The organism is Methylophaga sp. UBA3603 (genome assembly GCF_002375335.1).
Taxonomy (GTDB): domain Bacteria; phylum Pseudomonadota; class Gammaproteobacteria; order Nitrosococcales; family Methylophagaceae; genus Methylophaga.
Map to the genome: position 1 here is coordinate 94,160 of NZ_DFMC01000001.1, position 21,834 is coordinate 115,993.

Genomic DNA, 21,834 nt, shown 5'->3' on the forward strand with positions numbered 1-21,834 from the left:
TTTGACAGATGCCATACTACAATCTTCCCTTAAAAAATATTTGCATATATTACAAGGTTAATACTTACCTGAGGTAATGCTATTAATACTGATCGCTACTAATAATCCAAAAGTGGTAGGTCGGGCTTTTTTGCTTATAAATAATGAACTGAAATAATCGTCACCATATATGATTTAGTGATATAGGTTTAATGTTTTAGTATTTTTATATGTAAATATGAAAGTATGAAACTTTTTGTTATAAAAATATGCATTTAATTTAACTGTATAAATTATAATTGTTGTTCAATATATTTTAGAATAGTGACAATATCCATCGTGGTAAAACTATTTATATTTAACATCCGACTATACTTAATAAATATTAGTTTAAGTTTAAAGGTTATTCTGAATGATAAAGGATTTATCCATCTGGTTAAGGTAGAAACAAGAATCGTCACAATAGTTTTCAGAAATTAAACGTTCAAAAGTTACATGCCAGTCTTCAAGAAAAAATCTATTGGATATGAAGCTGAATTTAATTTCAGGACCCGGCTGAGAAATTGGCTTATAACTTGTACCTTTCATACAAAGTCCTGCCATCGATTCTGCTATAAAGGCAACACCAGTTTCCGCAGCAACAAAACCAAATATTGCATTGCAACTATCCGCCTCTCTTATGGCTTTTGGCATAAAGTTTTTGTTATGAAAATGTTCCAGTATATGGTCATATAAACTGGGGTTTTGAGGTCTGGGAAAAAGAATTATCGTTTCCTGTTTGAGTAATTCAATTGGTATTTCATTCAGTGAATTAAAGGGATGATTATCCGGTATCATCAAGCCCATTGATTCGGACCGGATATTTATTGTTATCAGGTTTTCGTGTTTTGGTTGCGCCATAATAAATGCGCAATGGATATTATTTTCAAGTACCTTATTAATTAATCCTGTTGTATTGTCTTCAGAAAAAATCAATTCATATCCTGTAAGTTTATCTGTCGTTTTTCGTATCAAGCTGGGTAAAAAACTACTCATTGCAGCGCATGTATATCCTATTTTTAATTTGTTATATTTAGTTAGAGAATTGAGCGACTCAGTTATACCTGCTAGGTTTTCAAAAATTTTAGGTAATTTGTTTCTAAGTTCTTCGCCTGATGGTGTTAATTCAACGGTATTATTTTCTCTAATGAAAAGTTGGCAGTTCAATGCCTCCTCAAGTTGAGAGATTTTTCTAGAAATGGCCGGTTGAGAAATAAACAAATTCTCTGCTGCTTTGCTAAAGCTTTTTACTTTGGCAACTTCAAGAAAAGCTCGTAACTGTTTCAGGTCATAGTTGAACTGATAATTTTTTGTTATACGTTGATTCATTTTTGGTATTAGACCTATTGTTTAAACTAAATATAGCCTTGAGAGGAGTTAAATCTACTTTCCACGCTAAAGGCCAAAAGTTATGAAGATTAACGAGCCAGTTACACAAGTAGAAGAATCATACAAAAGCGATGCAAACATACTTACCACTACAAATAGTAAGGGAATTATTACTTATGTCAATCAGGACTTTGTTGAGATTAGTGGTTTTACTGAAGAGGAGCTGGTAGGCAAAAATCATAATGTAGTAAGGCATCCCGATATGCCATCTGCTGCCTTTGCTGCTTTGTGGGGAAAAGTTAAATCTGATAAGTCCTGGATGGGGATGGTCAAAAATCGTTGCAAAAATGGAAATCACTACTGGGTTGATGCCTACGTTACTCCGATAATTAAAGACGATGGAGCAAGGGAATATCAGTCAATAAGAAGAAAGCCCAAAAGAGAACATGTGGATCGGGCTTCCCGCCTTTATGAAAAGATTCGCACAGGGAAAAAGACTGCAGAACTTAAAAACTCTCTATCTATAATTTTCAAAATTGCTGCATTAATAGTTCTGCCAATGATGATCCAGGTTTTAGCAAGCCTGTTACTTCAAAGCTGGTTATTCATTACTCTCATTTCGCTTTTGTGTATCAGTATTTCACTGGGTGGGGTTTATATCCTGCTATCACCCTTAAAAGTTATTGTTGCCAATGCACGTAAAACCATAAATGATCCTGTGGCCAGATATATCTACATTGGAAGGCGTGATGAGCTTGGTGATATAGCACTAGCAATGAAGTTTCTGGAGTCTGAAACAGCAGGTTTAATCGGTCGTGTTGCAGACAGCGCCGCTACAATGGGCTCAAATACTTATACATTAGGTGGGGCCATTAAGGCTTCAAAGGGTTATGCCGAGCAGCAATTTAATGAGACAGAACAGATTGCAGCGGCAATAAACGAAATGTCTGCAAGTATTCAGGAGGTTTCGAGGAATGCTCAAAACAGCACTTTAATAGCCAATAAAGGAGTTGAGGAAGTAGAAAATGGCAAGAAGGTTGTGCAAATCAGTGTAGATTTAATGCAGGCTTTGCGAGGTGGGGTAGAACAGGCATCAGAAACGATTAAAGCATTGGAAAAAAGTAGTAACGATATCGCCATAGTGCTAGATGTAATCAATGAAATTTCTGAGCAAACCAACTTACTCGCCTTAAATGCTGCAATAGAAGCAGCAAGAGCCGGCGATGCTGGACGAGGTTTTGCTGTAGTTGCTGATGAAGTTCGCTCGCTTGCCAGTAGAACTCGCACTTCTACTGAAGAGATTCGTATCATGGTGGAGAAGCTGCAAAACAATTCCGCTACTGCTGTTAAGGCGATGGCAGAAGGTTTGAATCAGGCGGATACCTGTGTCGGTCATAATCAAGATACAGTCAGTTCTTTTGCAAATATCCTGGATGTAATCCAGAAAATCAACGATATGACTACTCAAATCGCTTCTGCAGTCGAGCAACAGAGTGCTGTGGCTGAAGAAATCAGTAAGAGTATTCATAACATCAGAGACTCGTCGGGCAATAACGTTAGGGAAGCCGATAACACTGTTTCCATCAGTTCACACATGCTGACACTAACAACAAACTTTGAATCCCTGGCCGCTCAGTTCTGGGCCAAACAAACTAATTCATAAGCATAAACCGAGGGGGGGTAAGTAGTTTGGAGTAAATTATGTTTGATTTAAGCAATCGAGACTTTCTGTTGATGGAGTTATTTAAAAAGGCTCAGGAAGGGATGATTATTACCGATGATAAAGTTCGCATTCTTGCCTGTAATGCTGCTTTTTGTCGGATAAGCGGTTTTACAGAAGAAGAATTGATTGGAAACAATCCGAGTATTCTCAGTTCCGGTCGGCAGGATAAAGATTTTTACAAAGACATGTGGCTGGCTATTGAGAAAGATGGAAGTTGGGAAGGAGAGGTATGGAATAGAAAAAAAGACGGCACTTTCTATGCGGAACTGTTGAGTGTAAACAAAATCAACATTCCAGGCACAGATACCGTGCATTATCTGGGAATGATGTCTGATATAACCAAAATGAAAGAACATCATACAAGCCTTGAAAAATTGGCCCATTACGATGCACTTACCGGATTACCTAACAGGCACTTGTTGGGCGATCGGTTTAATCAGGCTGTTGCTAAAGCAAATCGAAATCATGAAATGTTAGCAGTTTGTTTTTTAGATCTGGATGACTTCAAACCAGTTAACGATACATATGGTCACAACATCGGAGATCAGCTTCTGGTCGAATTGTCCGATAGAATAAAATCCCTGCTTAGACAGGAAGATACGATATCAAGATATGGTGGTGATGAATTTGTCATTTTACTGAGTGAAATTCACAGCCGATCGGATTGTGATGGAATACTTCAAAAAATATTACATACGCTGAGTCAACCCTATGATCTTGTTGAAGGACACAAAATTATCATAGGGGCATCTATTGGTTATACGCTCTATCCTTTTGATAAAGGGTCTCTGGATTCCCTGATTGAACACGCGGATCAAACACTTTATCAAATTAAAAATGCAGGTAAATCAGCATTTTTAATGTATGGAGATACCGAAAAAGTAAAAGAAGTCTCAAAAAGTTCATTCAGTCATGTTGAAGTCTTATCGGCAATACACGATAAGCAGTTGCGATTGTTCTTTCAGCCTAAAATAGATATGACATCCGGCGAAATAATTGGTTTTGAAGCGTTGGTTCGTTGGCAGCATCCTTCAAGAGGGCTTTTATCGCCAATTGAGTTCTTGCCTTCAATAAATGAGTCGGATGTGGAGGTTTTGCTGGGACAGTTTGTAATAAAGGAAGCTTTGAAATGTCTTGAAAACTGGCACAAGTATGGATTAAAACTTCGTGTAAGTATCAATCTGTCTGCTTATCATCTTGCAAGAAGCTCATTTATAAAAAGTCTGGAGAAAATATGTAATGAATTTCCCGGACTTGATTTGAGTTTTTTTCAAATTGAAATACTGGAGAGCCATGCGCTTGATGAATTATCTTCAATACAGACTGTTATTGCTGAATGTAAGGAAAAATTCGATATCTCAATGGCTTTGGATGATTTTGGAACAGGATATTCTTCGCTTAGCCACATCAGAACACTTCCCATAAAAACTATCAAGATAGATCAATCTTTTGTTCGGAATATGCTCAACGATGCAGATGACTATAAGATTGTCGAAAGTGTTATATCTCTTGCCAACTCATTTAACATCGAAGTTATTGCTGAAGGCGTTGAGTCTGTTAAACACGCCCAAATTCTTTTATGCATGGGGTGCAAAATTGCACAGGGTTATGCTATTGCGCGACCAATGCCAGCAGCAAGTGTATTGGAATGGGCTTGCAATTTTTATATACCCGAACTGATTGCTATTGAAAATGACCAAAATGATTGCTTAAAAACCTCTCAACTCAGATTATTAATACATTTTCTCGAAATAGAATATGAATTTTTAAAAAACAATATCCAATCTAAAACCAATAGTAATGTTCCATTAATCGCCTCAACGCATAGTCATTGCGGATTTTGGTTGAAAAAAGCAAAGAGCACTCAATTTATCGAAGCACACCAGCAGGAGCAACTGGAAAACCACTATTCAACGCTATTAAACTCAATCGCTAATACACATGTTCTGCATCAGTGCGGTGACATAACGTCGGCAATGATTGGATTCGAAGAGATTGAAGAAGGATATAAAAACCTGATTAATTTAGTAAATAATTTATTTTAGAGATAATCTTCTCTAAATAACTGCTGTAAATTTATATGATAGTTATCATGCAAGGGAAAAGTTTGTTGCCCAGCATACCGTTGGCTAGAGTAATCAAGTTCGTATAATTGAACAGCCAAGCATAATTCCAGGGTCAACCTGTGGTGCGAAGGGAAAATGTCAGTCACTCAAAGCAGATGATGTCGCATTTGCACGATACTTTGACCGGGAATTAGTTAAAACGGGTGATGTTAAAGGCGAAATTATCTCAAATTTCGCTAAGTTTAATTGGATTTACCTCCACACTCTTTAAACTTCATGAGCACAGACTATGAGTGCTGAAATGAGACGCCCATTGGGTTTTCTGAAGCTACAGATACAATAAGAACTTGGTAGGAAGAGAAGGAAAATCTCAAATGCCGAAAACAAATAAAAAAGCCTCCGAAGTTAAAAACTTCTGAGGCTTTGATATATATGGAGCCGGAGATAGGACTTGAACCTACGACCCACTGATTACAAATCAGTTGCTCTACCAACTGAGCTACACCGGCAACAAGAGGCGCATTATACAAACAGTGTGGGGGGCATGCAAGCCTGAATCACCTGTAAAAAAATAATGCTGAATCGGTTATTTACTTTTCGATATTTTGATGTAAATAGTCGATGTCAAAAAAATGGGGTGAGTGATGGGGCTCGAACCCACGACAACCGGAATCACAATCCGGGACTCTACCAACTGAGCTACACTCACCACAGAAATCTATTCAGAAAATCACTCGAAAGAAGCTGGGTGACCTTCAGGAAGTCGACAATTGTACTGCCTTTATTTTTCTGGTCAAGGGAAATGAGACCTTAGGGCCTGTTTATCTTTCAGAGCCACCACTGCTGGAAGCTGTTTTTCCGTCCAACAAGGCAGAAATGATTCGATGTAGTTGTTCTACATAAATCATTTCCAACACAGGAGGGCGGAAAAATAGTCCCAGCCCTACGGGTTGAGGCTGAAAATGCACCACTCTGCGTTACTCGTAGTTTTATTTAGAGTGACTACAAAAACGTCCGGAACGTTTTTGAGCGTAAGCCCCTTAGGGGTGAGATACATGGATGTATCTCACAAACTGCATTCCTCGCGCCTTGATTGGCGCATTTTCAGTCACAACAGAGGCGGCTATGAAAGATCAACAGACCCTAAGCCAGTTCCAGGTCGATTTTCTTTTCATCCAGATCGACTCGTACCACTTTAACCTTAATGGAATCACCCAAACGATAGGATTTGCGTGATCTTTCACCCATCAAGCGATGGCCGCTGGCATCAAACTGATAGTAATCGTTTTTCAGTGCAGTGACATGAACCAGACCTTCAATGTAGATATCACTCAGTTCCACAAATAAACCAAAACCCGTAACACCGCTGATCACACCTTCATGAACTTCACCAACTCGATCACGCATATATTCGCACTTGAGCCAGTCAGCCACATCACGTGTTGCCTCATCAGCTCTACGGCTAGCCATTGAACAATGTTCGCCTAGCTGAACCATAGCTTCTTCCGAATAATGCCAGGCGGCTTTTTTCTGTTTAGTAATCGTATGCTTGATTGCACGATGTACTAACAAATCCGGGTAGCGTCGAATCGGTGACGTGAAATGTGCATAAGCCTCGAGACCAAGACCAAAGTGACCCAGATTTTCAGGAGAATAAACAGCTTGTTTCATACTGCGTAACATAACTGTTTGTAGCAAATGTCCATCAGGACGATTGCTGACCGTTTTCAATAGAGAGGCATAATGGCCGGGCTCGGGCTCATCTCCACCCCCTAAAAACAATCCCAATTCCCCTAAAAACTCACGTAAGGCGGATAGCTTTTCAACCGAAGGCACTTCATGAACACGATATAAAACCGGCAGTTTGCTGGCGAGCAGATATTTTGCCGCGGCGACGTTGGCGGCAATCATGAATTCTTCAATTAACCGATGTGCGTCATTGCGTTGACGTGGTTCGATTGAGGAAATTTTCCGATTCTCATCAAACATAAATTGCGTTTCGGTCATTTCAAAATCAATTGCTCCACGTTTTTCGCGAGCTTTGAGCATGACATGAAACAGTTCATACATGGTTTCCAGCCCCGGAAGTACATGGGCGTATTGATTGCGTAATTCGCTATCATTTTCTTGCAGAATGCTGGCAACTTGCTCGTAAATCAGCCGTGCCTTGGAGTTCATTACTGCTTGATGAAATTTGTAGGATTCAATCTCACCGTCCTGATTAATGATCATTTCGCAGGCCATGCATAAACGGTCAACCTCAGGATTTAATGAACACAAGCCATTGGATAGTGCTTCAGGCAGCATTGGAATGACCTGACTTGGAAAGTACACTGAAGTGGCGCGTTCCTGGGCATCTTTATCGAGATTATCGTCAGGTTTCACGTAATAGGAAACGTCAGCAATAGCCACCCATAAACGCCAGTTACCAGAGTCCAGTTTTTCAGCATAAACTGCATCGTCAAAGTCACGCGCATCAGCACCGTCTATGGTGACCAGCGGTAATTCACGCAAGTCGAGGCGATCTTGAATAGCATCCTGAGGAATGGTTTCACCGAAACTTTCAGCCTGAGCCAGTGCTTTTGGAGACCAGACATGCGGCAATTCAAAACTGCGAAGTGCAATATCGATTTCCATACCTGGCGCCATATGATCGCCTAATACGGTAACGATTTTGCCCAAAGGCGAGCGATGTTTATTCGGATGTTCAGTAATTTCTGCTTCGACTATTTGTCCGTCTTTGGCGTCCATTAAGTCGGGAACAGGAATCATAATATCCTGGCTGATGCGACGATTATGCGGAATTAAATAATAAAGGCCGGCATCTTCCTGCAAGCGACCAACCACAGTTTGGTTGGCACGTTTGACTATTTCAACAATCGCGCCTTCTCTTCGGCCACGACGGTCGGTGCCGCTGATGCGGGCTAATGCACGATCACCATGCAAAACCACCCGCATTTCACGTTCGCTGAGAAATAAATCCTCACCGCCTTCGTCAGGAATTAAGAAGCCAAAGCCATCGGGATGCCCCATCACACGGCCACTGACCAGATTCATTTTAGAGACAATGCCGTAAGCATTTTTGCGATTACGCAGAATTTGTCCGTCACGCTCCATGGCGCGCAGACGGCGACGAAGTGCCTCGGTTTGTTCTTCCCCTTTGATGTCCAGAAGTTTGGAAAGATTTTTCCGGGATACAGGGGCTTTGTGTTGTTTTAGGAGCTCGAGAATAAATTCACGGCTAGGGATGGGATTATCGTATTTCTCGGCTTCACGACCCTCAAAAGGGTCAGTTATGTTTTGTTCAGTCATTGACAGTTTTTATCTCGATCTATATGATGCGCGTCTTCTTGCCCAGGTGGCGGAATTGGTAGACGCGCTAGCTTCAGGTGCTAGTGTACGTATGTACGTGGGAGTTCGAGTCTCCCCCTGGGCACCATTCCGAATTTTTCTTTATTGTCACCAGACCATTTTAACTGCTATTGGTCCTTTCAGGTGAATCTTTCTCGTTCCACATTTCCACATTCTGATTATTAATGCTATTGAACCTGTTTTAAGGTTACGATATTGTGCAAGTTAACATACCGTATCAAGGTACATTCCTAGTGTGCCCAACGGAAAATCAGCCTTTGCACAGTGAGAATGGACATGGCAACTTTTATTGACTCGATTGATGAGCGTACCAAACTAGCAGGCACAAATCACCTTGAAGTTTTGCTATTCAGTCTTGGTACTAATGATGATACCGGACGAAATGAACTGTTTGGTATAAATGTGTTTAAAGTTCGTGAAGTGCTTAATGTCCCTGAAATCACAGGCGCCCCTGAAATGCCTGATGGCATTGAAGGTTTTGTAAGTCTGCGTGGCGATATGGTGCCGATCATTAATTTGCAAAAATTCTGTAAATTAAAATCTCATGAAACCCCAAAAATCCTGATGATCACCGAGTATAACACCCATGTACAGGGCTTTCTGGTGACTTCAGTTGATACTATCCAACGTTTAAGCTGGCAGCAGGTTAAAGAACCACCTCCATTGATTTCCAAACGTCTGGGCGGGCTGGTCACCGCGGTGGCTGAATTACAGGATAAACGTCTGGTCATGATCATGGATGTGGAAAAAGTACTGGCCGATACCGGCGACTTTTATGATGAGAATGCTTTTGAAGGCATTGAAAAAATTGAAAACGGTAAAAAATACAAAGTGTTATATGCCGATGATTCAAATGTTGCTCGTAAACAGATTACACAGACATTAGACAAGTTGGGCGTTGGCCATGTAGGCGTAGTGAACGGTGCACTGGCCTGGAAAATGCTCGATAAACTGGCGACCCAATGTGAACAGGAAAACCGGAACATTACGACGGAAATTCAAGTAGTGTTAACCGATGTGGAAATGCCTGAGATGGACGGCTATGTCCTGACACAGAAAATCAAAGCGGATCCGCGTATGGCCCATTTACCGGTGATTATGCATTCTTCCCTGACAGCGGTTGCCAATCAGGCAATGGGTCGGGGAGTGGGATCAGATGCCTATGTATCAAAATTTCAACCACGTGAATTGGCAGCAACCATTCGTGGTTTTATTGAAAGTACTCATTAGTGTTTTATACCATTTTAATATGGAGGCTGTTCCAACAGCGTAAATGAGTCTTTTCGATTATCCGAACTGTTGAAGGCAACAAATAATGCAACATCGTCATAGCAGTATACGAATTGTCGACAATCTTGCCGAAATTACCCGACATCACGATCGGCAGGTACTGGAAAAAAGTCTGCTCAAAACTCTCAATGAATTGTTTCCGGCACAATCACTACGTTTATTTAGAATCAAACGCCATGATCTGATGCACGATATCAGTCTGCTGGCTTTTTGTGTAAATGATGTTATTTCATCTTCCGAACAGCATCCCAAACTGAATCAGGAAACGGCGGATGAGCTTACTGCCGCAATGACAGAAGCGATTGATAAAGAAGATATTGTTTCTTATCGTCCTGCTGAAGAAACTGGCTGGAATGTGATTTATCCCGCATATGATTCACATGGTGAAATATTCGCCAGCCTGGTCCACCATTGCCAGGAATTGCCATCCAGCATTGACCAACGACTGGTCCATGGAATTCTCAGGGTGTATGCCAATTATCTGGCGTTAATTGATAAATCTCAACGTGACAAATTAACCGGTTTATATAACCGGGAAACGCTGGATGAAGAAATAACCAAGATTCTCGTCAATCAGAGCAGTGAACTTAACAAACTGATGGCTTCACCAAATGATTCACGACGCCGTCGCTATGCTATTAAGCATTGGTTAGGCGTTGTGGATATTGATAAATTTAAAACCATCAATGATACCTACGGCCATTTATACGGTGATGAAGTGATCATTCTGGTCGCAAGGCTGATGACTTCGGGCGTTATCCGTGATGATGATCTGATTTATCGCTTTGGTGGCGAGGAGTTTGTGGTGTTACTTAAAGCTGCAAATGAAACGGATGCAATGCAGGCTTTTGAAAGAATACGCAGGGTAGTGGCGGAGCATAGCTTTCCTCAGCTTGGTCAGGTCACTGTCAGTATTGGTTTTGTGGAAGTTTCCGCACAATTATCGCCAACGGATGTTATTGGACAGGCCGATGAGGCGCTGTACAGCGCCAAAAACGAAGGTCGAAATCAAGTGCAAAATTACCATAGCCTGGTGGCAGAAGGTAAAATTAGCGAGCCGAAAAAAATAGCGAGTTCAGACGTTGAATTATTTTGAAAAAATCCCAGGAAAAATATGAGCTTACGTAATCTGTTGTTGGCTGACAAAATTATTATCGAACTGGATAAAGCATTAACTACTCTGGCTGGGACCCCACCATCAAGTGGCAGAGATAACCCGGCAACAAATATAGAAGAAACACCCCTTACCGATAATGAACGTCGGCAATCAGTTGCATTGATGCGAGTGAATCATGCGGGTGAAGTATCTGCCCAGGCTTTGTATCAGGGACAGGCATTAACGGCAGAACTGACCAATGTTCGCGAATCGATGCGTCAGGCAGCCGCTGAAGAAAACGATCACTTGTTATGGTGCGAAAAACGTATTGATGAACTGGAGGGGCGTACCAGCCTGTTAAATCCGTTGTGGTACGTCGGTTCTTTCGTGATTGGTGCCGTGGCAGGAAAAATTGGTGATAAATGGAGTCTGGGGTTTGTTGCCGAAACTGAAAAACAGGTTATAGAACATCTCGATGAGCATCTCGGCAAGATGAGTGATGCGGATCTGCGCAGTCGTTCAATTCTTGCGCAAATGCGTGAAGATGAAAGTCATCATCAGCAAACTGCTTTAGCTGCCGGCGGCGCTCAATTGCCATGGCTGGTGCAGAAAATCATGCAGCCAATGTCGAAAGTGATGACCCGCAGCAGTTATTGGCTGTAAGCTGACTTCAATAGATTGTCGTAAACTTCAATGAAATATTGAAACGTCCCGCCTGTTCTTCAGAAGGCTCAACTCTGACCACTTCAGCCTGTGCAACAAAGTCGGCCAGGTCCGGATTATGACTTTTAATGCTGATATCCAGTATTTCCCCCTCGCTAACCATTTCATCCGCTATCAAACTTAAACCGCTGGCGCTTAAATCGAGTCCTTCTGCCTGAAAACTTTCTGTGGTATCCGGACGCTTTATCTGTACCGGACCGTTGACGCGCATTCGGAAATAATTGCGTTTTTCTTCAAAATCCTGACCTGCCATAATTTTTATCCCTTATCGATGCAGTTGCCTATCAGATGCCCCTAGCCTAAGCTAAGTTCTGTTCATTCGTCCAGAGATATCCATGTCTGTAACTCACTTAAACGCGTCACAACTGTATCACGGCTGCAATCCGGCTGATCTGCCCTTCAAAACTACCGCTACAGTGGAGCCTTTAACAGGCTTGATTGGCCAGGACAGAGCCCGCGAAGCAATTGAATTTGCAGCGAATATTCAAGCAGATGGTTATAACCTGTATGTGATGGGGGAGGCCGGCATGGGTAAAAAGTCGCTGGTCAGTGAATATCTCACCAAACATACTGCCAACCGGCCTGATGCAGAAGATTGGGCTTATTTACATAATTTTGATTTACCTCAACAGCCTAAATCATTGTCATTACCCGCCGGTGATGGTGCGCAGTTAAAACTGGATATCGAGCGGGTTATCAAAGCGCTACAGCAACAATTACCTCACGCTTTTGATGACGAATATTATCGGGGAAGAGTAAGGGCAATTGAAGAAGCCAGTCGCCAGCACCGGGTACGCTTGTTTGGTGCACTGCAGACTGAAGCGGATAAACAGGGCGTTGTACTGCTTAGAATGGAAGATGGCAGTTACGCCTTTGCAGCTCAGCATGAAGGGGAGCCTTTATCTGGCGAAGATTTTGAAGATCTGCCCTATGCCAAGAAAATGGAAACGGAAGAGGCTATCGCGAAATTACAGGTGTCAATGCAGGATACCCTGATTGAAATTCATGAATGGGAACATGACACGGTAAATAAGATTACCGCGCTGAATGATCAGGTTGCGTTAGAAGTGATAACCCGGCAAATCGATTTTTTACGCCATGCTTATCCAAAATCCGAGCCGTTACAGAATTATTTTGATGATATGCAATTTGATATTCAGCGGAATATCGAGATGTTCCTCAAAAATGAAGAGAGGCAGGAAGATGTTAATGTCGATAATTGTCTGAAGCGCTATCAGATTAACCTGATTGTGGATAATGCCGATCTGCATGGAGCTCCGGTGGTGTATCTCAATCAACCAAATCATCAGAATCTATTGGGCTGTGTTGAAAACATGGCAATGATGGGTGCACTGGTGACTGACTTTACCTTGATTAAGGCGGGCGCATTACATCGTGCCAATGGCGGCTTTTTAATTGTTGATGCCGAAAAGCTTCTGGAGCAGCCTTTTGCCTGGGAGGGGTTGAAGGCAGCGTTAAAAGCTTCCGAAATCCCCCTGGAAAACCTTGAACGAACCTATAGTCTGGTGGCAACGGTTTCACTAGAACCTGAACCAATCCCGCTTTCAACCAAAGTGATTCTTCTGGGGAATCGGGATCTTTATTATCAACTGTATGAATTGGATCCCGAGTTTGCTGGATTATTTAAAGTGCTGGCTGATTTGGAAGATGAATTACCGCGTACGGCTGAAACACATATGCAAATGGCAAAATTGATTGCCTCAACAGCAATGAATGAGCATTTGCCCGCTTTGCAGCAGAGTGCAGTGGCGTTAATGATTGAATATGCAGCGAGATCAATTAATGATGGGCAACAAATGTCGCTGCATATTGCTGATATGACTGATCTGTTGCGTGAAGCCGCCTATTGGACTCGCAAATACCAACAGGCTGAAATTACTGCTGATGCGGTGAATCATGCCTGGCAACAGCGTCTCAGAAGGGTGGATCGCGTTCGTTCAGTGGTTTATCAGCAAATACAGCGGCAGATTATTCAACTGGATGTGAATGGCAAGCATATCGGTCAGGTCAATGGCTTATCGGTATTGAGCATCGGCAGTTTTCATTTTGGTGAACCTACCCGCATCACTGCCAGTTGCCGATATGGTGATGATGCGATTATTGATATTGAAAGAGAAGTGGAGCTGGGGGGCAACCTGCATGCAAAAGGTGTGATGATTCTGGCTGCTTATCTGGGGTCTTTTTATGCGGCAGATAAGCCGCTATCCATGGCTGCCAGTATTGTGTTTGAACAGAATTATGGTGAGATCGATGGCGATAGTGCAACAGTCGCTGAGCTGTGTGCTTTATTATCTTCTATTGCCAGAATTCCACTCAAACAATCTATCGCTATTACCGGATCAATGAACCAGTTCGGTCAGGTTCAGGCTATCGGTGGCGTTAATGAAAAGATTGAGGGCTTTTATGATGTCTGTTGTCTGGTGGGAATGACAGGCACACAAGGCGTGATTATTCCCCGCAGTAATATGCAGCATCTGATGCTGAAACCCGAAGTCAGACAATCCGTTGAGAATGGTCTGTTTCATATTTACGCTGTCGATGACATCAGCGATGCTATCAATGTGCTGAGTGAATATGAGGCTGGCGAAGCAGACGAACAAGGCAACTATCCTGAAAACAGTTTTAATGGCGCTGTCGCGGCAAGACTGGCTAATTGGGCGGAGCTGCACAAGCATGATAAAGACAGTAGCCATGAAGCAAGTGATTAGGGCTGATTTTATCTTCATCACTGCCTTGTCGGACAAGAAATAGTCACCAGCAATAGCGGAGATGAAAGATAAACAAGCCTTAGGCTATAGTTACGGTCAGGTCAGCCGTTAACCTCTACAGGCAAACACGCATAAATTGTATAGGTATGTCAGTTATGAAAAATCAATTTTTTATCAAGTCTATAGGTTTGATGCTTGGTTTTATGGTGTTACCAGTACAGGCGTTAACACCTGTTCCCGTGCCGACTGAGCCAATTTATTATGAACCGCCGGTAGTGCAAATTACCGATGAAATCCGCAAGCATAGCTGCGTTGAAATTGATGGTGCTATCAACCAGCTTCATCCATATCGTTATAGTTACAAGCCTGGCTTTTACGAGGATGGCAGTAATAAACTGGCCGCGACATTAATTGCTTTTGATACGATCCCGATTGTTGAGGGATGGTTGGGTCTGGCCTATCTGGGATATTCTTCTCTGGTAGATGAAAAAGAAGCCAGAAGAACACAGCAAGTGGAACAGAAAATAGCTATGTTGCAGCGGGTAAAAGCTGAAAAGCATTGCTTTGAATAATTAGATTATTTCGCTGTCTCATCGCATGGTTTTACTTGTAGTAGGCTTCACTTCTGGGGTAGTATCAGTTTGTAAAACTACCCAAAGAGGTAAACGCAATGAGTAGCACAATAGATATTAAAACAAAGTGGTACGAGAGCAATCACGCAACAGTTGATAGCATTAAAGCTAAGTTGCAATCCGCAAACGCAGTGAGAGATAAAATGAAAAAACTGCCTTGGTACAAAGCGGCACAGAATCCTGTAAAGCATTCTGAACGTCCGTGGTATGAAGCGAATATGGTGAAGCATCTTGATACCAAGAAAAAATGGTATGAAGCCAATTTGCGTACTGCTGTTGAAGCAGTGCGGGCGAACCGTCATTGGTATGAAGCGAACCTGGATAAAACGCCTACACAAACCCATTGGTATGAATTTGCTGATTCACAATACAGTGATTTGAAAAGGCGTTGGCAACAGGCCAACCTGGCAAAATTCCGTGAGCAGCACAGTAAATGGTATGAAGCCAACCTGGATCAGACGCCAACGGAGAAACACTGGTATGAGTTCAGTGATGAGCAGACTGCCAGTGATAAAAAATGGTATGAAGCCAACCTGCAAGCGGCTCGGGAAAGCCATCAAAAATGGTATGAAGCGAACCTGCATCCCGATCCACATGCGGATATCAAAAAGAAATGGTATGAAGCTAATATCAGTCTGGCACGTACCCAACAAATCAAGCGTGACTGGTTTGCCTACAATACCCATGTTGCTCGTGAAAATTCCAAATGGTATGAAGCGAATCAGCGTCCTGCTCAACAGCGCGATACGCATTGGTACGAAGCCAATATGGTGGATCATCTTGATACCAAGAAAAAATGGTATGAGGCCAATTTACGCACAGCAGTAGAAACGGTTAGAGCGAATCGTCACTGGTATGAAGCCAATTTGGACAATACGCCTACGACTACCCATTGGTATGAGTTCAAAGAAGCGGGCGATACCGATTGGAAAAAACGCTTCCAAGAAGCTAATCTGGCCAAATTCCGTGAACAACACAGTAAATGGTATGAAGCCAATCTGGATCAGACGCCAACCGATAAACATTGGTATGAATTCAGTGATGAGCAGACGGCCAGTGATAAAAAATGGTATGAAGCCAACTTGCAGGCCGCTCGTGAAAGCCATCAAAAATGGTATGAAGCGAACCTGCATCCCGATCCACATGCAGATATCAAAAAGAAATGGTATGAAGCTAATATCAATCTGGCCCGTACCCAAAAAATTAAACGTGATTGGTTTGAAAACAATATGCGTTTAGCGCGCGAAGCGCAGAAAAACAAAGATAAATAAAACGTCTTACATGTCATTATTAAAAACAGCTGGTTTAACCGACCAGCTGTTTTTTTTTGGGGAGAGTTATACAGGATGAAAATCACCTGCTTTACCGTTGGTGCATTTCAGGTCAATACCTATTTAATCGAGGATGAGACGACTGGTGATGCAGCTGTAATCGATACCGGCGAAACAGATGAATTAGTTCAAAAGTTGCTGTCAATCAATCCTCGTCCCCGCATACAGATGATATTGCTAACACATGGTCACCTGGACCATGCAGGAGGCCTGGTCTACTTACAATCGCAATTTGATGTGCCGACCTACCTGCCGCGAAACGAGGTTCCATTATTTGAGACATTACCGATACAGGGGGACTGGTTTGGCGAGCCAGCATTTAATCGGCCATGTGGACGAATTGACCATTTTGTCGACGATGGTGATGAAATTCAGCTGGGGAATACCAAACTGAGGTTTATCTCGACCCCTGGGCATACACCAGGCCAAGGTTGTTACTATGACGAGCAAGATATCTTTGTCGGTGACACATTATTCTCTGGCAGCGTTGGACGCACTGACCTACCTATGGGGAATCCGGCTATAATGCAGCAAAGCTTACAACGGTTAATGCAATTACCCGGGCATTTGCGAGTGCATAGTGGTCATGGACCGGTCACAACCATTTCCCATGAGAAACAACATAATCCTTTTTTAACGTTTTTGAGACATGCATAAAAAATGGCGAATACAGATAGATTAATTGAAGGTTTTCAACGTTTTAAAAAACAATACTTTGGTCAGGACAGCCGACTTTATGCCAGTATGAAAACGGGGCAGCCAGCGAAAACCTTAATGGTTGGCTGTTGTGATTCCCGAGTTGATCCCGCGATTTTGACAGATTGTGATCCTGGGGATTTATTTACCGTCAGAAACGTCGCCAATCTGGTGCCACCCTGTGAGAATGATGGTTTACATCATGGCACCAGCTCAGCACTTGAATTTGCCGTTAATAATCTTGAAGTCGAAAACATTATTGTCATGGGGCATGCCAACTGTGGTGGTATACGTGCGCTGTGGGATGATGATGGACAACAAAACTCAAAATTCATCCATCAGTGGGTTTCAATTGCACAACCGGCAAAGGACTGGGTTAAATCGCACGCTGATGGCGATGAGGCCAGTCAGTTAAAGGCCTGCGAACAACGTGCAGTGCTAGTTTCGCTGGATAATTTGATGAGTTTTGAATGTGTTCAGCAACAGGTAGAAGAGGGTCGTTTGACCTTACACGGCTGGTATTTTGACTTGGCAGCAGGAGAGTTGCTTTGTTTTAATTCCCAAACCGGCCAGTTTGAACCGGTTCAGGAATAGCGTTTCAGGGACTTACTGAATATCTGGGAGCTGACCTGCAGGTTGTGTTCCCATTGAGTCATCTAAGTTTTCCGGCAGAGCTTCTTTCTGCTTTTTCTCAGCGGCATCAGTTTCGTTATCGTCTTCGATAATCTCTGCTTCATCTTCGCCTAGGCCAAACACATTAAATATGCCATTGAAGAAACCGGTTTTCTTCTCGTTTAATGGAACCACCACGTTAGTATCAGTGCGCTGTTCTTCCGTTAATTGGATGTTTTCAACAATCTGGGTATTGCCATCAATGTAGTCAAGCGTTTCTGCTTCATCAAAATACAAAGTGATGCGACGCTGCTCGCGTGTACCGTTTCCGGGGTGGAAACTGTATATGTAATCCCAGCGATTCGGATGGAATACATCAATTAACATCGGTGTTCCCATCACAAAAGATACCTGGCTTTTAGTCATGCCAGGTTCGAGCTTACTGAGCATTTCCTGTGTAACCTGATTGCCTTGTTGAATATCAATTCGATAAACACCAGGGATTTTGTCTTTGCTACAGGCGCTGAGAGTGAGAATAACCAAGGAAAGGCTATAAATAAGCAGGCTTTTCATTTAGTATTTGTTTCTGTGTTGATGACCAAAGTGCGATGATACGCTATTCGTAACTATTCTACGAGGCAACAATAATAATGGAAAGACAAGATTTAAGAAAAGCGGGATTGAAAATTACTCTGCCACGTTTAAAGGTGCTGGAGATTCTTGAACACTCCAAACAGCGCCATTTAAGTGCTGAAGATGTCTATAAGGCTTTGCTGGAAATGGGAGAGGAAATCGGTCTGGCAACTGTTTACCGAGTGCTTACGCAATTTGAGGGTGCAGGGCTGGTTTCACGATTAAATATTGATGGTGGACATGCGGTCTTTGAACTGGAAGATGGCGAACATCATGATCATTTGTTCTGTGTGAAATGCAATCGCATTATCGAATTTTATGATGAGGTGATTGAAGAGCGGCAAAGAGAGATTGCCAAGGCGAATGGGTTTGAAATGACCGATCACAGCCTTTACATCTATGGCATTTGCAACCGCGAAGACTGCAAAAAAGAACGATAAATCAGTTTTGTCCCTGATCCAGCATCTCTTCAGCATGTGAACGAGTTTTCTGGGTCAGGTTCATTCCGCCCAGCATCCGGGCAATTTCCTCAATGCGTTGTTCACGATTAAGTTCGCTGATTTCAGTATGGGTTTTATCTTCACCCAGAATCTTTGTAACCTGCAGTTGCTGATGAGCTTGTGCCGCGACTTGAGGCAAATGAGTAATACAGATCACCTGCTGGCTTGATGCCAGTAATTTGAGATGTTGACCAACAATTTCAGCAACGCCGCCGCCTATTCCCACATCAACTTCATCAAATATTAACGTAGGAACGCTACGTTTTCCTGCAGTAACTACCTGAATGGCCAGGCTTATCCGTGCTAATTCACCTCCCGATGCAATTTTGCCCAATTCTCCTGCCGGCTGGCCGGGATTGGTGCTGACCAACAATTGAATTTGATCCGCACCATGTTCACTGAATTTGCCATCTTCAAAGGGTGTGATAACAAATTCTATACGGCCAGCAGGTATGGCCAGTTGTTGTATGGACTGGGTAATGGTCTCCGCCAGAGGTTTAGCATGTTTTTCTCTGTTTGCACGGATCTGTGCAGATAAGTCCAGACATAATTTTTCCTGGGCTTTGAGTTGCTGAGACAACTCTGTCTGATTTTGCTGGGATTTTGACAGGCTATCCAATTCATCACACAAAGCCTGATAATGGGCAGGTAAGGCCTCAATTTCAACATGATGTTTACGCGCCAGATCATGTAACACAGCTAACTGATCTTCAACGGCTTCCAGCCTCGCCGGATCCAGATCCGCACTGTCCAGATAATGACGTAGCGAAGTGGCCGTTTCATCAAGGTTGATTGCCGCACTGTTCAGCGTCTCAATGATCTCGGTAAAACGGGGTTCGTATTGTTGTAACTTTTCCAGCTCGGTCAGTGCTGAACCAATCAGATCGTAAGCCGCACCATGCTCCTGCTCAAATAAATTATGCAGAGTTGATTCGCTGGTATGGAGAAGTTGAGCAGCATGTGCAAGCTGTTGCTGGTCCTGTAGCAGTAAGTTGATGCTCTCGTCTGTCAGTGCCAACGGTTCAAGCTCACTGACCTGATAGTTTAATAATTCCTGACGTGCAAGTTGCTGTTCAGTTTGCTGACGGATTGCAGCCAGTTGCTGCTGAATTTTTTGCCACTCGGCATGGGCTTGTTTTAATGATTTAAGCAGGGCTTTATTGTTAGCGACAATATCCAGAAGTTCGCGCTGAGTCTCCGTCCGTAACAAGGATTGGTGTTCATGCTGTCCATGAATATCAACACTTAATTCACTGATATTACGTAGTTGGGTTAATGCAACCTGTCGGGCATTGATATACGCTTTGGAGCGACCATCACGGCTGATTGTTCGGCGCAGATGACATTGATCTTCATCATCAAGTTCTTGTTCTTTAAGCCACTGTTGAAGCGGCAAGTTACTGCTGATATCAAAACTGGCTTCTATTTCAGCACGTTCACTTCCATGGCGTACCATATTTGAATCAGCACGATCCCCCAGTACCAGACCAAGGGCATCCACCAGTATGGATTTACCGGCCCCGGTTTCACCCGTTAGTGAAGTCATGCCGGATTTAAAAGTTAAGGATAAATCTTCTACCACCGCCAGCTGGCGAACAGTTAACGCTATCAACATGTCAGTTTTCGGCCCCATTCCAGTTTGGCACGCAAAATTGAATAATGATCATGATCTTCAAGATGCAGTAAATCTATACGGTTTAGATGACGCTGAATTCGGACAGTATCGCCAGGTTTAAGCTCGTGGCCAGGACGTCCGTCACAAGTGACCATTGCTGTGGTAATGTTATTTTCACTTAATGTAATGTCAATAATGCTGCTGCCCGCAATCACTAGAGGACGATTGCTCAAAGTGTGTGGACAAACTGATGCTAACACCACCGCATCCAAATCAACATCAAGAATCGGACCTCCCGCTGACATGGCATAAGCGGTTGAGCCGGTGGGCGTAGCAACCACTAATCCATCAGCACGTTGGCTGTTTAAAAACCGTCCATTGATATGGGTTTCAAATTCAATCATATGTCGGCTTTGATGTGAATGCACCACTACATCGTTCATGGCAATGCTAATTGGATCTTCAGCATTATTCAGGTGGGCTTGTAATAAAAACCGATTGTCATGCCGATACTGGCCGTCAAGAATTCGACCTAACTGAGATTGCAGATTATTCAGGGTGACATCAGCTAAAAAACCCAGCCGGCCAACATTTACGCCAACAACCGGTAAATCAAATCCTGCCAGGGCTCGTGAGGCAGATAGCATGGTGCCATCCCCGCCAATCGCTATAGTTAAATCACATTTTGAAGGAAACTCTGCGATCGAAATAACTTCCAAATCAGGTAAAAAACTTATCGGCTCGTTGCAAAATACCTGTAACTCTCTGGATATCAGGAATTCATTTATTTGAATTACAGCAGTTTCCAGGACAGGATCATCCTTACGGATGAACAGGCCGATACGTTTAAATGTGTTATTCATCATCGAATTTGCATTTGAGTTTTATCAAAAAATAGTCAGCTGATGGTAATGGTTTTGTCATCAAATCCAAAGCAAAATTGACCGCTTAATAAAAACTCGGTGAACGTTACTATCTCTGAGTCTTATAGATGCTAGAATATGTCGATTTAATCCAATCAATCAATGAGGATACACATGGCGACTGAACGTACTCTGTCAATTATCAAACCGGACGCGGTAGCAAAGAATGTTATTGGTGAGATTTACTCACGTTTCGAGAAAGCTGGTCTGTCTATCGTAGCAGCCCGTATGGTGCATCTTACACAGCAGCAAGCTGAAGGCTTTTACGCGGAACATAAAGAACGTCCATTTTTTGGCGATTTGGTGAGTTTTATGACTTCTGGCCCTGTCATGATTCAGGTTCTGGAAGGTGACAATGCGGTTATTACTCATCGCGATCTGATGGGTGCAACCAATCCTGCTGATGCGGCACCTGGCACCATTCGTGCTGATTTTGCGCAAAGTATTGATGAAAATGCTGTTCATGGTTCTGATTCTGCTGAAAGTGCAGCACGTGAAATTGCGTATTTCTTTACTGATGATCAATTGTGCGCTCGCACACGCTAA

18 protein-coding genes and 3 tRNA genes are annotated in these 21,834 nt (G+C 42.8%); 13 read left to right on the forward strand and 8 right to left on the reverse strand.

Annotated features, from left to right (window positions below; translation table 11 throughout):
* Nucleotides 1-375: 375 nt before the first annotated feature.
* On the reverse strand, nt 376-1,347 hold the full coding sequence (locus tag B4F66_RS00385; protein ID WP_292354172.1) for a LysR family transcriptional regulator: 972 nt from the start codon (nt 1,345-1,347) through the stop codon (nt 376-378).
* An 82-nt stretch (nt 1,348-1,429) separates the two neighbouring features.
* Between B4F66_RS00385 and B4F66_RS00390 the strand changes: the two genes are divergently transcribed.
* Nucleotides 1,430-3,010, forward strand: coding sequence for a methyl-accepting chemotaxis protein (locus B4F66_RS00390; RefSeq protein ID WP_292354174.1), 1,581 nt, complete (start codon nt 1,430-1,432; stop codon nt 3,008-3,010).
* A gap of 38 nt (nt 3,011-3,048) precedes the next feature.
* Nucleotides 3,049-5,115, forward strand: a complete 2,067-nt coding sequence (locus tag B4F66_RS00395; protein ID WP_292354176.1) for a putative bifunctional diguanylate cyclase/phosphodiesterase — start codon at nt 3,049-3,051, stop codon at nt 5,113-5,115.
* A 454-nt stretch (nt 5,116-5,569) separates the two neighbouring features.
* Here the strand turns inward: B4F66_RS00395 and B4F66_RS00400 are convergent.
* The 3 genes from B4F66_RS00400 to rnr all read right to left on the reverse strand — a co-directional run bounded on the left by B4F66_RS00400 (nt 5,570) and on the right by rnr (nt 8,448).
* Nucleotides 5,570-5,645: transfer RNA gene (locus B4F66_RS00400), tRNA-Thr, on the reverse strand.
* 124 nt (nt 5,646-5,769) lie between these two features.
* Nucleotides 5,770-5,845: transfer RNA gene (locus B4F66_RS00405), tRNA-His, on the reverse strand.
* A gap of 434 nt (nt 5,846-6,279) precedes the next feature.
* Nucleotides 6,280-8,448 (reverse strand): ribonuclease R, encoded by a 2,169-nt coding sequence (rnr, locus tag B4F66_RS00410; RefSeq protein ID WP_292354178.1) that lies wholly within the window; start codon nt 8,446-8,448, stop codon nt 6,280-6,282.
* Nucleotides 8,449-8,488: 40 nt separating this feature from the next.
* Between rnr and B4F66_RS00415 the strand changes: the two genes are divergently transcribed.
* The 4 genes from B4F66_RS00415 to coq7 all read left to right on the forward strand — a co-directional run bounded on the left by B4F66_RS00415 (nt 8,489) and on the right by coq7 (nt 11,557).
* A tRNA-Leu gene (locus tag B4F66_RS00415) sits at nt 8,489-8,575 on the forward strand.
* 209 nt (nt 8,576-8,784) lie between these two features.
* Nucleotides 8,785-9,738 carry a chemotaxis protein gene (locus B4F66_RS00420; RefSeq protein WP_292354180.1) on the forward strand — a complete coding sequence of 318 codons (954 nt, stop codon included), beginning with the start codon at nt 8,785-8,787 and terminating at the stop codon, nt 9,736-9,738.
* Between the two features lie 85 nt (nt 9,739-9,823).
* On the forward strand, nt 9,824-10,894 hold the full coding sequence (locus B4F66_RS00425; protein WP_292354182.1) for a GGDEF domain-containing protein: 1,071 nt from the start codon (nt 9,824-9,826) through the stop codon (nt 10,892-10,894).
* 18 nt (nt 10,895-10,912) lie between these two features.
* Nucleotides 10,913-11,557 carry a 2-polyprenyl-3-methyl-6-methoxy-1,4-benzoquinone monooxygenase gene (coq7, locus tag B4F66_RS00430; protein ID WP_292354184.1) on the forward strand — a complete coding sequence of 215 codons (645 nt, stop codon included), beginning with the start codon at nt 10,913-10,915 and terminating at the stop codon, nt 11,555-11,557.
* A 7-nt stretch (nt 11,558-11,564) separates the two neighbouring features.
* On the opposite strand, the gene B4F66_RS00435 is transcribed toward coq7, so the two are convergent.
* The gene (locus B4F66_RS00435; protein ID WP_292354186.1) at nt 11,565-11,870 is read right to left on the reverse strand and encodes a PilZ domain-containing protein; all 306 of its coding nucleotides are present in this window, start codon (nt 11,868-11,870) and stop codon (nt 11,565-11,567) included.
* Nucleotides 11,871-11,952: 82 nt separating this feature from the next.
* Between B4F66_RS00435 and B4F66_RS00440 the strand changes: the two genes are divergently transcribed.
* The 5 genes from B4F66_RS00440 (at nt 11,953) to B4F66_RS00460 (ending at nt 17,599) form a co-directional block, all read left to right on the forward strand.
* Entirely contained in the window at nt 11,953-14,346 is a 2,394-nt protein-coding gene (locus tag B4F66_RS00440; RefSeq protein WP_292354188.1) for a Lon protease family protein, read from the forward strand.
* A 155-nt stretch (nt 14,347-14,501) separates the two neighbouring features.
* Nucleotides 14,502-14,918, forward strand: coding sequence for a hypothetical protein (locus B4F66_RS00445; RefSeq protein ID WP_292354190.1), 417 nt, complete (start codon nt 14,502-14,504; stop codon nt 14,916-14,918).
* Nucleotides 14,919-15,121: 203 nt separating this feature from the next.
* Complete coding sequence (locus B4F66_RS00450; RefSeq protein WP_292354191.1) at nt 15,122-16,249, forward strand: hypothetical protein; 1,128 nt, start codon at nt 15,122-15,124, stop codon at nt 16,247-16,249.
* Nucleotides 16,250-16,324: 75 nt separating this feature from the next.
* Nucleotides 16,325-16,966 carry an MBL fold metallo-hydrolase gene (locus B4F66_RS00455; RefSeq protein ID WP_292354193.1) on the forward strand — a complete coding sequence of 214 codons (642 nt, stop codon included), beginning with the start codon at nt 16,325-16,327 and terminating at the stop codon, nt 16,964-16,966.
* Between the two features lie 3 nt (nt 16,967-16,969).
* On the forward strand, nt 16,970-17,599 hold the full coding sequence (locus tag B4F66_RS00460; RefSeq protein ID WP_292354195.1) for a carbonic anhydrase: 630 nt from the start codon (nt 16,970-16,972) through the stop codon (nt 17,597-17,599).
* A 12-nt stretch (nt 17,600-17,611) separates the two neighbouring features.
* On the opposite strand, the gene B4F66_RS00465 is transcribed toward B4F66_RS00460, so the two are convergent.
* A complete protein-coding gene (locus B4F66_RS00465) occupies nt 17,612-18,190 on the reverse strand; it encodes an outer membrane protein assembly factor BamE (protein WP_292354197.1) in 579 nt (192 codons plus the stop codon).
* A gap of 77 nt (nt 18,191-18,267) precedes the next feature.
* On the opposite strand from B4F66_RS00465, the gene fur reads away from it, so the two are divergent.
* A complete protein-coding gene (fur, locus tag B4F66_RS00470; protein ID WP_292354199.1) occupies nt 18,268-18,690 on the forward strand; it encodes a ferric iron uptake transcriptional regulator in 423 nt (140 codons plus the stop codon).
* Between the two features lies 1 nt (nt 18,691).
* On the opposite strand, the gene recN is transcribed toward fur, so the two are convergent.
* The gene (recN, locus tag B4F66_RS00475; RefSeq protein ID WP_292354200.1) at nt 18,692-20,365 is read right to left on the reverse strand and encodes a DNA repair protein RecN; all 1,674 of its coding nucleotides are present in this window, start codon (nt 20,363-20,365) and stop codon (nt 18,692-18,694) included.
* Nucleotides 20,359-21,231, reverse strand: coding sequence for an NAD(+) kinase (locus tag B4F66_RS00480; protein WP_292399485.1), 873 nt, complete (start codon nt 21,229-21,231; stop codon nt 20,359-20,361). Before B4F66_RS00480 ends, recN begins: the two co-directional genes overlap by 7 nt.
* Before the next feature lie 171 nt (nt 21,232-21,402).
* On the opposite strand from B4F66_RS00480, the gene ndk reads away from it, so the two are divergent.
* Nucleotides 21,403-21,834 (forward strand): nucleoside-diphosphate kinase, encoded by a 432-nt coding sequence (ndk, locus tag B4F66_RS00485; protein ID WP_292354205.1) that lies wholly within the window; start codon nt 21,403-21,405, stop codon nt 21,832-21,834.

What these genes read in the sequence shown, in the direction of transcription:
- B4F66_RS00385 (WP_292354172.1), bottom strand. Translation starts at nt 1,347, where the DNA reads ATGAATCAACGTATAACAAAAAATTATCAGTTCAACTATGACCTGAAA.
- B4F66_RS00390 (WP_292354174.1), top strand. Translation starts at nt 1,430, where the DNA reads ATGAAGATTAACGAGCCAGTTACACAAGTAGAAGAATCATACAAAAGC.
- B4F66_RS00395 (WP_292354176.1), top strand. Translation starts at nt 3,049, where the DNA reads ATGTTTGATTTAAGCAATCGAGACTTTCTGTTGATGGAGTTATTTAAA.
- rnr (WP_292354178.1), bottom strand. Translation starts at nt 8,448, where the DNA reads ATGACTGAACAAAACATAACTGACCCTTTTGAGGGTCGTGAAGCCGAG.
- B4F66_RS00420 (WP_292354180.1), top strand. Translation starts at nt 8,785, where the DNA reads ATGGCAACTTTTATTGACTCGATTGATGAGCGTACCAAACTAGCAGGC.
- B4F66_RS00425 (WP_292354182.1), top strand. Translation starts at nt 9,824, where the DNA reads ATGCAACATCGTCATAGCAGTATACGAATTGTCGACAATCTTGCCGAA.
- coq7 (WP_292354184.1), top strand. Translation starts at nt 10,913, where the DNA reads ATGAGCTTACGTAATCTGTTGTTGGCTGACAAAATTATTATCGAACTG.
- B4F66_RS00435 (WP_292354186.1), bottom strand. Translation starts at nt 11,870, where the DNA reads ATGGCAGGTCAGGATTTTGAAGAAAAACGCAATTATTTCCGAATGCGC.
- B4F66_RS00440 (WP_292354188.1), top strand. Translation starts at nt 11,953, where the DNA reads ATGTCTGTAACTCACTTAAACGCGTCACAACTGTATCACGGCTGCAAT.
- B4F66_RS00445 (WP_292354190.1), top strand. Translation starts at nt 14,502, where the DNA reads ATGAAAAATCAATTTTTTATCAAGTCTATAGGTTTGATGCTTGGTTTT.
- B4F66_RS00450 (WP_292354191.1), top strand. Translation starts at nt 15,122, where the DNA reads ATGAAAAAACTGCCTTGGTACAAAGCGGCACAGAATCCTGTAAAGCAT.
- B4F66_RS00455 (WP_292354193.1), top strand. Translation starts at nt 16,325, where the DNA reads ATGAAAATCACCTGCTTTACCGTTGGTGCATTTCAGGTCAATACCTAT.
- B4F66_RS00460 (WP_292354195.1), top strand. Translation starts at nt 16,970, where the DNA reads ATGGCGAATACAGATAGATTAATTGAAGGTTTTCAACGTTTTAAAAAA.
- B4F66_RS00465 (WP_292354197.1), bottom strand. Translation starts at nt 18,190, where the DNA reads ATGAAAAGCCTGCTTATTTATAGCCTTTCCTTGGTTATTCTCACTCTC.
- fur (WP_292354199.1), top strand. Translation starts at nt 18,268, where the DNA reads ATGGAAAGACAAGATTTAAGAAAAGCGGGATTGAAAATTACTCTGCCA.
- recN (WP_292354200.1), bottom strand. Translation starts at nt 20,365, where the DNA reads ATGTTGATAGCGTTAACTGTTCGCCAGCTGGCGGTGGTAGAAGATTTA.
- B4F66_RS00480 (WP_292399485.1), bottom strand. Translation starts at nt 21,231, where the DNA reads ATGATGAATAACACATTTAAACGTATCGGCCTGTTCATCCGTAAGGAT.
- ndk (WP_292354205.1), top strand. Translation starts at nt 21,403, where the DNA reads ATGGCGACTGAACGTACTCTGTCAATTATCAAACCGGACGCGGTAGCA.